This is a genomic window from Cellulomonas rhizosphaerae, assembly GCF_003470205.1.
GTDB classification, from domain to species: Bacteria; Actinomycetota; Actinomycetes; order Actinomycetales; family Cellulomonadaceae; genus Cellulomonas; species Cellulomonas rhizosphaerae.
Genome location: NZ_QWKP01000123.1, coordinates 1 through 12,430, shown reverse-complemented (window position 1 = coordinate 12,430; position 12,430 = coordinate 1). Strand labels below are relative to the sequence as shown.

General features: G+C 73.3%; 13 protein-coding genes and 1 pseudogene. 4 read left to right on the top strand and 10 right to left on the bottom strand.

Features of this window, described 5'->3' with window-relative positions; genetic code table 11:
- Positions 1-616, bottom strand: a pseudogene (locus tag D1825_RS03390) (ATP-dependent DNA helicase RecG); the annotation flags it as partial.
- Between the two features lie 4 nt (positions 617-620).
- Positions 621-2,093, bottom strand: a complete 1,473-nt coding sequence (locus D1825_RS03385; protein ID WP_118766062.1) for a DAK2 domain-containing protein — start codon at positions 2,091-2,093, stop codon at positions 621-623.
- Positions 2,094-2,417: 324 nt separating this feature from the next.
- On the opposite strand from D1825_RS03385, the gene rpmB reads away from it, so the two are divergent.
- A complete protein-coding gene (rpmB, locus tag D1825_RS03380; RefSeq protein ID WP_118766061.1) occupies positions 2,418-2,609 on the top strand; it encodes a 50S ribosomal protein L28 in 192 nt (63 codons plus the stop codon).
- Positions 2,610-2,700: 91 nt separating this feature from the next.
- Positions 2,701-3,225, top strand: coding sequence for a GNAT family N-acetyltransferase (locus D1825_RS03375; protein ID WP_118766060.1), 525 nt, complete (start codon positions 2,701-2,703; stop codon positions 3,223-3,225).
- Positions 3,226-3,244: 19 nt separating this feature from the next.
- Here the strand turns inward: D1825_RS03375 and D1825_RS03370 are convergent, their stop codons facing one another.
- On the bottom strand, positions 3,245-4,225 hold the full coding sequence (locus D1825_RS03370) for a thiamine-phosphate kinase (RefSeq protein WP_199721484.1): 981 nt from the start codon (positions 4,223-4,225) through the stop codon (positions 3,245-3,247).
- A gap of 94 nt (positions 4,226-4,319) precedes the next feature.
- Between D1825_RS03370 and D1825_RS03365 the strand changes: the two genes are divergently transcribed.
- On the top strand, positions 4,320-4,799 hold the full coding sequence (locus D1825_RS03365; RefSeq protein WP_118766059.1) for a DUF3515 family protein: 480 nt from the start codon (positions 4,320-4,322) through the stop codon (positions 4,797-4,799).
- A gap of 6 nt (positions 4,800-4,805) precedes the next feature.
- Here D1825_RS03365 and D1825_RS03360 read toward each other — a convergent pair whose 3' ends face one another.
- Positions 4,806-5,993, bottom strand: coding sequence for a D-alanine--D-alanine ligase family protein (locus D1825_RS03360; protein ID WP_267897558.1), 1,188 nt, complete (start codon positions 5,991-5,993; stop codon positions 4,806-4,808).
- 51 nt (positions 5,994-6,044) lie between these two features.
- On the opposite strand from D1825_RS03360, the gene D1825_RS03355 reads away from it, so the two are divergent.
- Positions 6,045-7,181, top strand: a complete 1,137-nt coding sequence (locus D1825_RS03355) for a trans-sulfuration enzyme family protein (protein ID WP_118766058.1) — start codon at positions 6,045-6,047, stop codon at positions 7,179-7,181.
- Positions 7,182-7,212: 31 nt separating this feature from the next.
- Here D1825_RS03355 and D1825_RS03350 read toward each other — a convergent pair whose 3' ends face one another.
- From D1825_RS03350 to D1825_RS03325, 6 genes are all read right to left on the bottom strand, one after another.
- A complete protein-coding gene (locus D1825_RS03350) occupies positions 7,213-8,253 on the bottom strand; it encodes an NAD(P)H-dependent glycerol-3-phosphate dehydrogenase (protein ID WP_118766057.1) in 1,041 nt (346 codons plus the stop codon).
- Positions 8,250-9,014, bottom strand: a complete 765-nt coding sequence (locus D1825_RS03345) for a lysophospholipid acyltransferase family protein (protein ID WP_118766056.1) — start codon at positions 9,012-9,014, stop codon at positions 8,250-8,252. Before D1825_RS03345 ends, D1825_RS03350 begins: the two co-directional genes overlap by 4 nt.
- Positions 9,015-9,077: 63 nt before the next feature.
- Positions 9,078-10,394 carry a UDP-N-acetylglucosamine 1-carboxyvinyltransferase gene (murA, locus tag D1825_RS03340; RefSeq protein WP_118766055.1) on the bottom strand — a complete coding sequence of 439 codons (1,317 nt, stop codon included), beginning with the start codon at positions 10,392-10,394 and terminating at the stop codon, positions 9,078-9,080.
- A 115-nt stretch (positions 10,395-10,509) separates the two neighbouring features.
- Positions 10,510-11,160 carry an HU family DNA-binding protein gene (locus tag D1825_RS03335; protein WP_118766054.1) on the bottom strand — a complete coding sequence of 217 codons (651 nt, stop codon included), beginning with the start codon at positions 11,158-11,160 and terminating at the stop codon, positions 10,510-10,512.
- A gap of 121 nt (positions 11,161-11,281) precedes the next feature.
- Positions 11,282-11,950 carry a 3-isopropylmalate dehydratase small subunit gene (gene leuD, locus D1825_RS03330; protein WP_118766053.1) on the bottom strand — a complete coding sequence of 223 codons (669 nt, stop codon included), beginning with the start codon at positions 11,948-11,950 and terminating at the stop codon, positions 11,282-11,284.
- Positions 11,951-11,972: 22 nt separating this feature from the next.
- A partial coding sequence (locus D1825_RS03325) for an aconitase family protein (RefSeq protein WP_233549598.1) occupies positions 11,973-12,430 on the bottom strand: 458 nt, incomplete at its 5' end.

Here is a 12,430-nt window from a genome sequence, read left to right as displayed (position 1 = left end):
CGGGCACGGGGTCGGTCAGCTCGTCCTCCCGCAACGGCTCGACCACGAGCCGCGCGACCGCGCGGATCCTCGTCGAGTCGAGCTGCGCACTGGCCGGGTACAGGGGCGTGGGCCAGCCGGCCTCCTCGCGGGCTCGCTGCTCGGTCTCGTCGTCGCCGTCGAACCAGTCGTGCTTGGGATTGGTCAGCTGCGCCCGGTCCATGAACACCGACACCTTGCCGGTGAACAGGCCGCGCCGGCCGCGGTGCATCGACTGGACCATGTGCTGGGCCACGTGCTGCCGCTTGGTGAAGAACGTGGCGCGCAGGGTGCGGGTGCCGTCCGTGATCTCGGCCTCGACGCGCGGTGCCCCGTCCTTGTGCGCGTGCTTGATCACGGCACTGCGGACCTCGGCCACGATCGAGACGGTCTCGCCGACCACGAGCCCGGAGATGTCGGTCAGCGTGGACGGGTCGGCGTAGCGGCGCGGGTAGTAGCGCAGCACGTCGCCCGCGGTGCGCATCCCGAGAGCCTCGAACGCCTTGCCCATGCGCGGTGCCACGCTGGCCACGGGCTTGTCGAGCGCGCCCGACGAGCCCACCCGGTCCTCGTACCCCACGTCGCGTCGGGTCGCCACGGCGTCAGTCCATCCCCGCGACGAGCGCCGTGCCGTACCCGGTCGGCCCGACGAACGTCACCTCGAGCCCGCCGCGAGCCGCCTCGACGGCCCCGCGCGCGTCGTCGTCCAGGGGGTCGCGGTGGACGACGGTGAGGTTCTCCCCCGGCCCGACGAGCGCCGCGACTCGGCTGACCAGCCCGGCGACGTCGTCGGCCTCGACGGCCCGCAGCCGAGCGAGCGCCGCGGTCGCCGCGCGCTCGGGCCCGGCCTCGGCGGCCGCGACGAACGCGAGCGCCGCCACGCCGGCACGCAGCGGGTCGTGCGCGTCGAGCACCACGATCCGCTCGCCGTGCAACCGGACCAGCGCGTCGATCTCGTCGGCCTCGAGCCCGTCGCCGGGCAGCAGCACCACGCGGGACGCGCCCGTGTCCGTGATCGCGCGCGTGACGTGCTCCGCCGTGACGGGCGCCTCGGGGCACCGCACCACGGTCACGGCCCCGGCCGCCGCGAACCACGGGGCGAGCGCGGGCGACGCGGTGCACACGACCAGCCCTGGTCCGCTCGTCTCCGGCACCTGCCCGTGGGACCCCTCGAGCAGCCGCACCACGACCTGCTCGCGCACGCCGACCGCGGCGAGCGCGATCGCGCCCTCGGGGTCGTCCGTGTGGACGTGCACGTGCCACCAGCCGTCGGCGCCGACCACCGCGACCGAGTCGCCGACGGTCCCCAGCGTCGACCGCAGCTCGCTGCCCAGGTCCTGCGGGCCGCCGCGCACGAGCGCCATGACCTCGTAGGCGCCGCCCTCGGCGCTCGCCTCGACCTCCTGCTCGTCGGCAGCGCGCGCCGCGGGGAGCCAGTCGAGGTCCGGCACCGCGTCGTCCTCGCCCGCCGCGACCCGGGCGAGCGCTCCGAGCACGACGAGCAACGCGCACGCACCCGCGTCGAGCACGTGCGCGCGGCGCAGCACGGGATGGGCGGCGCTGATGGTCGCGAGCGCCCGGTGGGCGTCGTCGAGGACCTCGGCGAGCATCGTGGGCAGGCTCGCGCGGGCGCCGGCCGCGATGAGGGCCCCCTGGGCGACCTCGTCGGCGACCGTGAGCACGGTCCCCTCCTGCGGGTCCGCGAGCGCCTGGCGCGCCGAGCGGGCTGCGTTCGCGAGTCCCGCCGCGACCTCGTCGGCGCCCGGCTCCGCGCCGAGGGTGCGGGCGAGGCCCGCGAGGTACTGGCTGAGGATCACGCCCGAGTTGCCGCGGGCCGCGAGCATCGCGCCGCGCGCGAAGGCCACGGCGAGCTCGTCGGGCCCGGCGTCCGCTGCGAGGCGGTCGACCGCCTCCACGCCGCCCGTGACCGTGAGCAGGACGTTCGTGCCGGTGTCCGAGTCGGCGACCGGGAAGACGTTGACGGCGTCGATGCTCGCGCGTGCGCGCTGCAGGCCAACCAGCGCCGCGTGCGCCCAGGCGCGCACCGCTGCCCCGTCGAGCCGATCCGTCGCCACGTCCGCCTGCGTCCCCTCGTCGATCCGTCGTCGAGCCCTCGTGCACGTTGCGCGGGCGCAGCGTGGCTGTGTCCGACCACACCCTGCCCCATCCCGCCGACATTTGGGGTGCCGCCCGGCGATGGGCTAGTCTTGACCGGTTGCCCGGAGGACTTCGGGCACCTCGAGGCGCGCGGACCTTCGTCTGCCGGCCCGCATCCGAACTCCGGAGACGGTCCCCAGACGTGCGTGCGCCCGGTACAAGCTTCGCCGCTCTCGCGGCGTGACCGCACACCATCGGGTCCGGATCGCTTCGGCCCCGGACCGAGAACACAGGAGAAACTCGTGGCTGCCAACTGCGACGTCTGCACCAAGGGCCCGAGCTTCGGGCACAGCGTCTCGCACTCGAACCGGAAGACGAAGCGCCGCTGGAACCCGAACATCCAGCGTGTGCGTGCCGTCGTCGCGGGAACGCCCAAGCGCCTCAACGTCTGCACCTCGTGCCTCAAGGCCGGCAAGGTCCAGCGCGCGGTCTGACGTCTCGACACACTTCGAGTTCGGATCGAGGGCCCGCACCGTTCACGGTGCGGGCCTTCGTCATGCCCGGACCGTGTGGCAGGGTGAGTGCATGACTGAGCAGCTGGACGAGGTGACGATCCGCATCGCCGGGCCGGACGACGCCACCCCCTTGGCCCAGGTGCACGTGCGCTCGTGGCAGGAGGCGTACGCGGACATCGTCCCGGCCGCCTACCTGGCCTCGCTCGATCCCGAGGCCCGCGCACAGCAGTGGACGACCTACCTGCGCAAGGGTCCCGAGGACGGCATCACGACCTGGGTGGCGGTCGCCGGCCAGCGGCACGTCGGCTTCGTCTCGCTCGGCCCGGCGCGCGACGAGGACGCCCGCCGCGGCGACCGCGAGATCTACTCGATCTACCTCGACCCCGGCACGTGGGGGCACGGCGTCGCCCGAGAGCTCATGCGGACCGTCATCGCAGAGGCCGGCGAGCGCAGCCGGATCACGCTGTGGGTGCTCGCGGACAACGAGCGCGCCCGGCACTTCTACCGCCGCCACGGCTTCCAGGCCGACGGTGTCGAGCGCTTCGAGGACGTGGGCGGCGCCGAGCTGCTCGAGGTCCGCTACCGCCGCAACTGACGCGCCTCTCGGGCCACCGTCAGCCGAAGTGGTCCCAGCCGGCGCTGCCGGTCCACGCGCGGCCCTCCACGACGACACCCGGCTCACCGGCCCGCACCCGTCCGACGACCCGGAAGCCCTCGGGCAGCGCACGGCCCTGCGGGAACGTCGCGAGCAGCCCGTGGTCCTCACCGCCCGTCATGACCCAGTCCCCCGCGTCGCGGCCCAGGGCCGTCGCCGCCGCGGCCAGGGCTGCCACGTCGGCGCCGTAGGCGGACGGCCCGACGAGGTCGAGCACCACGCCGCTGGCCCGGCCGATCCGGCCTGCGTCGCGCACGAGCCCGTCGGAGACGTCGATCATCGCGGTCGCCCCGACGCGGGCCGCGGCGGGGCCGAGCGCCAGTGGCGACGACGGCCGCAGGTAGCCCGCGACGAGGTCCGGCGCCACGTCGGCGCGTCCCTCCTCGAGCAGCGCCCAGCCGGCCGCCGAGCGCCCCCGGACACCGGCGTGCGCGACGACGTCGCCATCCCGTGCTCCCCCGCGCAGCACCGGCTCGCGGCCCTCCAGGTCGCCGTGCGCGGTCACCGCGACCACGACGACCGGCCCCCCGGACAGGTCGCCGCCGACGACGCCCACCTCGAGCGGCGCGCACATCGCTCCGAACCCGCGCGCCAGGTCCTCGACCCACTGCGCCGGGAGGTCGCCGGGGACGACGAGCGACACGACGAGGCTCGTCGGCCGAGCACCCATGGCCGCGACGTCCGCGAGGTTCTGCACCGCGGCGCGCACCCCCACGTCGAACCCGCCCGACCAACGGCGACGGAAGTGCCGGTCCTCGACGAGCACGTCGGTGGTCACCGCGAACCGGCCGTCGGGGGCCGCGACGACCGCCGCGTCGTCGCCGGGCGGCACGAGGGTCGAGGCGCCGCGCGGCAGGTGCGGGAAGATCCGCGCCAGCAGCGCGTCCTCGTCGAGGTCCCGCACGAGGGGACCGACCGCCGACTGCCCGCTGCTGCTCACGCGCACACGCTAGACGACCGGCTGCGGTCGGGATCACAGCGGGATCGCAGCGGGACCGGTCAACGGCGGCCCGCGCGGCGGCTAGCGTGGCGTGGTGAGCAGACGACCCGCAGCCCTCCTCGCGGCGACCACGCTCGTCCTGCTCGCCGGCTGCGCGACGACCATCCCGACGACCGTCGGCCCGGCCGCCACCGATCCCGTGTGCGCGGACGTCGTGCTCTCGACGCCCGACGAGCTGTCCGGGCTGGCCCGCACGGACACGAACGCGCAGGCGACGACCGCGTGGGGCCAGCCCGAGGCCGCGATCATCCTGCGGTGCGGCGTCCAGCCGCTGGGCCCGACGACCGACCGGTGCGTCACGGTCGAGTCCGCCGACGGGACGAGCATCGACTGGGTCGTCACGCAGGGCGACACCGACTCGAACGAGGGGGACGCGACGTTCACGACCTACGGGCGCGTGCCCGCGGTCGAGGTCCTCGTGCCCGCGTCGGTGCGCAAGGAGCACTCCACGTCGATGCTCATCGACCTGGGTCCGGCGATCGCCAAGACGCAGAAGCAGCGCTCCTGCCTGTAGGTCGGCTCAGCGCAGGCCGGTCGGGCGGTGCAGCGCGAGGCGGACGAGCTCGTCGACCAGCTCCGGGTACTCCAGGCCCGAGGCCTGCCACATCCGCGGGTACATCGAGAACGGCGTGAAGCCGGGCATGGTGTTGATCTCGTTGACCACGACCTCGCCGTCGGGCGTGACGAACACGTCGACCCGCGCGAGCCCCTCGCAGCCCACTGCCTCGAACGAGCGGACCGCGACGTCCTGGACCTTGGCGACGACGTCGTCCGGCAGGTCCGCCGGGCAGACCAGCTCCACGCCGGCCTCGTCCAGGTACTTCGCCTCGAAGTCGTAGAAGTCGTGCCGCGCGTCGGTGACGATGATCTCGCCGGGCAGCGACGCGCGGGCGCGGTCGCCGTCGTGGCCGCCCAGCACGCCGCACTCGATCTCGCGGCCGACGATGCCGGCCTCGACGACGATCTTCGGGTCGTGCTGCGCGGCGGCCTGGATCGCCGCCGGGAGGTCAGCGAGGTCCTCGACCCGGGAGATCCCCAGGCTGGACCCGGCGCGCGCGGGCTTGACGAACAGCGGCAGGCCCAGGCTCTCGACCTTCGCGGTCGCGGCGGCGGGGTCGCGGTCGAACTCGCCCGGGGCGAGCACGACGAACGGGCCGACGGGCAGCCCGTGGCCCGCCAGGACGAGCTTCATCATGTGCTTGTCCATGCCGACGGCCGAGGCGAGCACGCCCGCGCCGACGTAGCGCACGTCGGCGAGCTCGAGCATCCCCTGCAGGGTGCCGTCCTCGCCGAACGGGCCGTGCAGCAACGGGAAGACGACGTCGACGTTGCCCAGGGCGCGCGGCAGCTCGCCGGGCTCGAGGACCTGCACGTCGCGGTCGTCGACCGCCTGCGGGAGCAGCACGTGCGACGCGGTGTCCTCGACCTGCGGGAGCCGGCCCTCGGTGATCGCCCAGCGCTCGGGGTCGGGGTCCGCGAGGACCCAGCGGCCCGTCGGCGTGATGCCCACGGCCAGCACGTCGTACCGCTGCGGGTCCAGCGCACGCAGCACGCCGCCCGCGGTCGCACAGCTGATCGCATGCTCGCCGGAGCGACCACCGAACAGGACCATCACCCGGGGACGGTGCTCGGTGAGGACCCACTGGGCGTCCTCCTGCGCGTCCTGCTCGGACGTCGGGCGGACCTCGGGGTCGGGAGTCGCGTTCATCGGCCCCGACCCTACCCGCCAGTCGCCGGCCCGGGTGCGTAGCCTGCTCTCGTGAGCCACGACGCACCCCTCGCACCCGCCACCGTCACCGTGTCCGCGGGCCGCCCGGCCCGGACGCAGGGCGGCCCGGTGAACCCGCCGCTGGTCCTGTCCTCGACGTTCGTGTCCCAGGGCGTCCCCGCCCCGGGCGAGCTGCTCTACGGCCGCATCGACGCCGACACGTGGCACCCGTTCGAGCAGGTGCTCGGCGCGCTCGAGCAGTCGCGCCACCCGGCGCTCGTCTTCGGCTCGGGCATGGCCGCGATCGCCGCCGCGCTCTCGCTCGTGCCGCCCGGCGGCAGGCTCGTGCTCCCGCGCCACTGCTACCAGGTCACCCTGGGCTACGCCGCCGACCTGTCCGAGCGGCAGGGGGTCGAGGTCGTGCTCGTCGACATCGACGACACCGACGCCGTGCTCGCCGCGCTCCCCGGCGCCTCGATGCTGTGGGTCGAGTCCCCCACCAACCCGATGCTCGAGGTCGCCGACCTGCCGGTGCTCGTCGAGGCCGCGCACGCGGCCGGCGCGCTCGTCGGCGTCGACAACACCTTCGCGACGCCGCTCGTGCAGCGCCCGCTGGCCTGGGGCGCCGACGTCGTCGTGCACTCGGTGACCAAGTACCTCGCGGGGCACAGCGACGTCGTGCTCGGCGCCGCCCTCGCCGACGACGACGCCCTGCACGCCCGCCTGCACGCGTACCGGACCCTGCACGGCTCGATCGCCGGGCCGTTCGAGGTGTGGCTCGCGCTGCGTGGCGTGCGCACGCTCGCGCTGCGCGTCGAGCGCGCGCAGGCCAACGCCGCCGAGCTCGCGCGCCGCCTCTCGTCGCACCCCGCCGTGCTCGCCGTGCGGCACCCGAGCCTGCCCGACGACCCGGGGCACGAGCGGGCTTCGCGGCTCATGGACGGGTTCGGCGCGATCATCGGGCTGCGCCCGCGCGGGGGTGCCGCCGCGGCGGACGCCGTGATCGCCGCGCTGCGCCTGTGGGTGCCCGCGACGAGCCTGGGCGGCGTCGAGTCGAGCCTCGAGCGGCGCCGGCGGTTCGCGACCGAGTCGCTCACCGTCCCGGACGACCTGCTGCGGCTGTCGGTCGGCATCGAGGACGTCGAGGACCTCTGGGCCGACCTCGCGGCGGCGCTGGACGCGCTGTAGCCGACTCGGTCCAGCGACGTATCGTCGGCTCCTAGACGCCCTCGGCCTTGTGGGGCCGGGCCAGCAGGAGCGCGGCCAGGTCGTCGACCGGCAGGCCCTCGTGCAGAACCCTGACCACGGCGTGCGTGATCGGCATCTCGACACCCAGCGACTCGGCGAGCTCGAGCACCGAGCGGCTCGACTTCACGCCCTCGGCGGTACCGCCGGTCGCGGCGATGGCCTCGTCGAGAGTCATGCCACGCCCGATGTGGTTGCCGAGCGTGTGGTTGCGCGAGTCGGGCGAGGCGCACGTGGCCATGAGGTCGCCCATGCCGGCCAGGCCGGGGAACGTCTCGGCGTCCGCGCCCAGGGCCAGGCCGAGGCGCGTGATCTCGACGAGGCCACGCGTGATCACCGTGGCCATCGTGTTGTAGCCCAGGCCGCGACCCTGTGAGATGCCGACGGCGAGCGCGATGACGTTCTTCACGGCGCCGCACAGCTCGACGCCGACGACGTCGCGGTTCGTGTACGGGCGGAAGTAGGACGACGCGCAGGCCTTCGCGACGAGCTGCGCGGTCTCGTCGCTCGTCGACGCGACGACGGTCGCCGTCGGCTGCCGGTGTGCGATCTCCTTGGCGAGGTTCGGGCCCGAGACCACGGCGATGCGGTCCTGCTCGATCCCGAGCGAATCGGCGACGACCTGGCTCATGCGCCGGTCGGTGCCGAGCTCGACGCCCTTCATGAGCGAGACGGCCACAGCGTCCGGACCGATCACGTCGCGCAGGGTCTCGAGCGTGGCCCGGGCGCTCTGCGACGGGATCGCGATGACGACGAGGTCGGCGCCCTGAACCGCGGCGCGCGCGTCGGTGGTGGCGGTGATGCCCGCGGGCAGGTCGACGCCGGGTACGTACCGCTCGTTGCGGTGGTCCTCGGTGATCTGGCGGCAGACCTTCTCGTCGCGCCCCCACACCGTGACCTCGCAGCCGGCATCGGCCATGACGACGGCGAACGTGGTCCCCCAGCTGCCGGCGCCGAGGACCGCGGCCCGCAGCGCGTGGGGCTGGGCGGGTGGGACCTCCCGGTCGACCGTCACGGGAGCTCGGGCTTCGTCGCGTGGTCGCCGCCGACGCGCTTCTCACCCGGCGGCACGGCCTTGCGCATGTCGTAGCGGACGGCGGGCGCCTTCTCGCCGCGCACGTCCTCGAGCAGTGCCGTGATGGCGTCCATGACCCGCTCGGTCGCCTCGCGCAGGGTGACGTTGTCGAGCGGCCGCCCGTACAGGTCGTCCAGGTCCACCGGCGGACCGGCGACGACGGTGATCTTCTTCGGCGGGATCGGCTTGAACCACTTGGAGTAGCGACCCAGCAGGTCCTGCGCGCCCCACTGCGCGACGGGGATGACCGGTGCCCGGGTCATGAGCGCGAGCCGCGCGACGCCCGTCTTGCCGGCCATGGGCCACAGGTCGGGCTCGCGGGTCAGCGTGCCCTCGGGGAACACCGCGACGGCCTCGCCGGCCTCGATCGCGGCGACGCCCGCCGCGAGCGAGTCCACGGCCGCGGTCGTGTTGCGGTAGACGGGGATCTGCCCGGTGGCCCGCAGCACGGCGCCGACGACGGGCACCTTGAACAGCGACGCCTTCGCCAGGATCTTCGGCGCGAAGCCGTTGTCCCACAGGTAGTGCGCGAAGGTCACGGGGTCGACGTTGGTCATGTGGTTGGACGCCACGATGAAACCCACGTCCGTCGGCAGGTGCTCGGTGCCGCGCCAGTCGCGCTTGGTCACCACCATGAGGATGGGGCGCAGGACGCGCGCGACGTTGCGGTAGGCGCGGTTGGATCGGGACGGCGAATGCACGGGAGCCGATGCTACCCGCTGGTTCGCCGTCCCAGCCCTCCTGACCTCAGTCCCGGCTCAACCTCAGTCCCGGCTGAACTCGGCGCCGAGCGCCTCGAGCTTGTCCATGAAGTGCTCGTAGCCGCGGTCGATGAGGCTGATGCCTCGCACGGCCGACGTGCCCTTCGCGGTTAGCGCCGCGATGAGGTGGCTGAACCCGCCGCGCAGGTCCGGCACCTCGATGTCCGCGGCCGCCAGCGGCGTCGGGCCGCTGATGACGGCCGAGTGGTAGAAGTTGCGCTGACCGAACCGGCACGGCCGGCCGCCCAGGCACTCCTTGTAGACCTGGATGGTCGCGCCCATGCCGACGAGCGCGTCGGTGAACCCGAAGCGGTTCTCGTAGACGGTCTCGTGCACGATCGACAGACCCTTGGCCTGCGTGAGCGCGACGACGAGGGGCTGCTGCCAGTCCGTCATGAAGCCGGGGTGCACGTCGGTCTCGAGCTGGATCGAGCGCAGGTCGCCGCCCGGGTGCCAGAACCGGATGCCGTCGTCGTCGACCTGGAACTCGCCGCCGACCTTGCGGAACGTGTTGAGGAACGTCGTCATCTCGGGCTGGGTCGCGCCGCGCACGTAGATGTCGCCGCCCGTGGCCAGCGCGGCGGACGCCCAGGACGCCGCCTCGATGCGGTCCGAGAGCGAGGTGTGCTGGAACCCCTCGAGGCGGTCGACGCCCTCGATGCGGATCACGCGGTCGGTGTCGACCGAGATGATCGCGCCCATCTTCTGCAGCACGTTGATGAGATCCATGATCTCGGGCTCGATCGCCGCGCCCGCGAGCTCGGTGATGCCCTCGGCACGCACGGCCGTGAGCAGCAGCTGCTCGGTCGCACCGACGCTGGGGTACGGCAGCGCGATCTTGGTCCCCTGCAGACGCCGCGGCGCGCGGATGTGGATGCCGTTGTGGGTCTTGTCCACGACCGCGCCGAACTGGCGCAGGATGTCGAGGTGGTAGTTGATCGGCCGGTCGCCGATGCGGCAGCCACCCAGGTCAGGGATGAACGCCTCGCCGAGACGGTGCAGCAGCGGGCCGCAGAACAGGATCGGGATGCGGCTCGACCCGGCGTGCGCGTCGATGTCCGCGACGTGCGCCGACTCCACGTTCGTCGGGTCCAGGTGCAGCGTGCCGGCCTTGGCGTCGGCGACGACGCTCACGCCGTGCAGCTCGAGCAGACCGGTCACCACGGCGACGTCCCGGATCTGTGGCACGTTGCGCAGCACGCTCGGGGTCTCCCCCAGCAGCGCGGCCACCATGGCCTTCGAGACGAAGTTCTTGGCGCCGCGCACGGTGATCTCACCGGACAGGGGCGTCCCGCCATTGACGTAGAGCAGATCGTTCACGGGCCCCATCCTCGCCTACCTCTCGCTGTCGCTGGTCCTGCACGTGCCCGCGAGTCGTCGTCCGCCCGAAACCTTCACAGACGGGACCCGCGGCCACCACGATGGCGGGCCGGTGCTACTTCTTGGCTCGCTTGGTGGACTTCGTCTTGCCCTTCGCGGCCTTCGCCTTGGACTGGGCCTTCTTGTCCTTCGCCTTGGCGGCTGCCTTCTTCTCGGCCGCCTTCTTCTCGGCCGCCTTCTTCTCGGCCGCCTTCTTCTCGGCCGCCTTCTTCTCGGCCGCCTTCTTGGAGGCAGCCTTGTCCTTCGACCCGGCCCTCTTGACCTTCACCTCGTCGGCGCCCTTGGCGCGGTGAATGGTCTTGGTCGTCTCGCCAGACTCGTCGGGGCTCGTCACGCCGGTGCCGGTGCGGATTGCGCGGGTCCCAGCAGTCCCTGACCCCGCGGCCCGGGCCTGAATCGGCTCGTCGGAATCGCCTCCGCCCGCCGCCGATCCCCCGGCGACCCGTGCGCGCAGCGCGACACCGGGGTGGAACCTGGCCACCGTGGTCGCCGAGACCTCGACGAGCGCGCCCGTCCGAGGGTTGCGTGCGTTGCGGGCGGCGCGCGGCGCGGCCTCGAAGGTGCCGAACCCGGTCAGCGTGACCCGCTCACCCGCCGCGAGCGCGGCAGAGATCTCCTCGAGCACGGCGTCCACGGCCGACCCTGCGGCTTGACGGCTCCACCCTCGGGCGACGATCCGGTCAACGATCTGCGACTTGCCGGGCATGGTCGTCCCTTCGTCGGCGGCGCTCGTGCACCGCGATCCCGCTCACCGTAGCGACCTGGACGCACCGATGGGCCGTTCAGGCCGCTTCGGCGGCGTGGAACGGCCCATCGGGTGCGACGCCTCAGGGGCGGCGCGTGCCGATCTCGACCGGCACGCCGGCGGGGCGTGCGGCCTTGATCTCGACCGGCGGCAGGTGCTTGGCCGGCAGGGTCGCGGGGCGCCACGGCTCGCGCTCGGCCTCGAAGGCCGTGATCTCGTCGGCGTGCTCGAGCGTCAGGCCGATGTCGTCCAGGCCCTCGATCAGGCGCCAGCGGGTGTAGTCGTCGACCTGGAACGGGACGACGACGTCGTCGCACGTGATCGTGCGCGCCTCGAGGTCGACCGTGATCTCGGTGCCGGGGCGGGTCTCGAGGATCTTCCAGATCAGCTCGATGTCCTCGGCCGAGGCGACAGCGGCGAGCAGGCCCTGCTTGCCGGAGTTGCCGCGGAAGATGTCAGCGAACCGGGTCGAGATGACGACCTTGAAGCCGTAGTCCTTCAACGCCCAGACGGCGTGCTCGCGCGACGAGCCGGTGCCGAAGTCGGGGCCGGCCACCAGGACGGAGCCGCTCGCGTACGCCTCGGAGTTGAGGACGAACGACGGGTCGCCGCGCCAGGCGGCGAACAACGCGTCCTCGAAGCCGGTGCGCGTGACCCGCTTGAGGTAGACGGCCGGGATGATCTGGTCGGTGTCGACGTTGCTGCGGCGCAGCGGGACGCCGACGCCGGTGTGCTGGGTGAACTTCTCCATGGGACTTTTCCTGTTCTTCCGGTCAGACCGTCTGGAGGTCGCTGAGCGGGCTGCCGTCGGGCGCGGGGGCGCCGGTGGCGAGATCGGAGTACGACGAGAGCGTCCCGCGGATCGCGGTCGCGGCGGCGACCAGCGGCGAGACGAGGTGCGTGCGACCGCCCTTGCCCTGGCGACCCTCGAAGTTGCGGTTCGACGTGGACGCCGAGCGCTCGCCCGGGGCCAGCTGGTCCGGGTTCATGCCGAGGCACATCGAGCAGCCGGCGTTGCGCCACTCGGCACCGAAGTCGAGAAAGATCTTGTCGAGCCCCTCGGCCTCGGCCTGCAGGCGGACGCGCGCCGAGGCGGGCACCACCAGGACGCGCACGTCGTCGGCCTTGTGCTTGCCCGCGACGACCTTGGCGACCGAGCGCAGGTCCTCGATGCGGCCGTTGGTGCACGAGCCGATGAAGACCGTGTCGACCTTGATCTCGCGCAGCGGCT

Excerpts from the sequence above, each read along its gene's own strand:
- D1825_RS03375 (WP_118766060.1), top strand. The coding sequence starts at position 2,701 with ATGACTGAGCAGCTGGACGAGGTGACGATCCGCATCGCCGGGCCGGAC.
- D1825_RS03360 (WP_267897558.1), bottom strand. The coding sequence starts at position 5,993 with ATGAACGCGACTCCCGACCCCGAGGTCCGCCCGACGTCCGAGCAGGAC.
- D1825_RS03335 (WP_118766054.1), bottom strand. The coding sequence starts at position 11,160 with ATGCCCGGCAAGTCGCAGATCGTTGACCGGATCGTCGCCCGAGGGTGG.
- leuD (WP_118766053.1), bottom strand. The coding sequence starts at position 11,950 with ATGGAGAAGTTCACCCAGCACACCGGCGTCGGCGTCCCGCTGCGCCGC.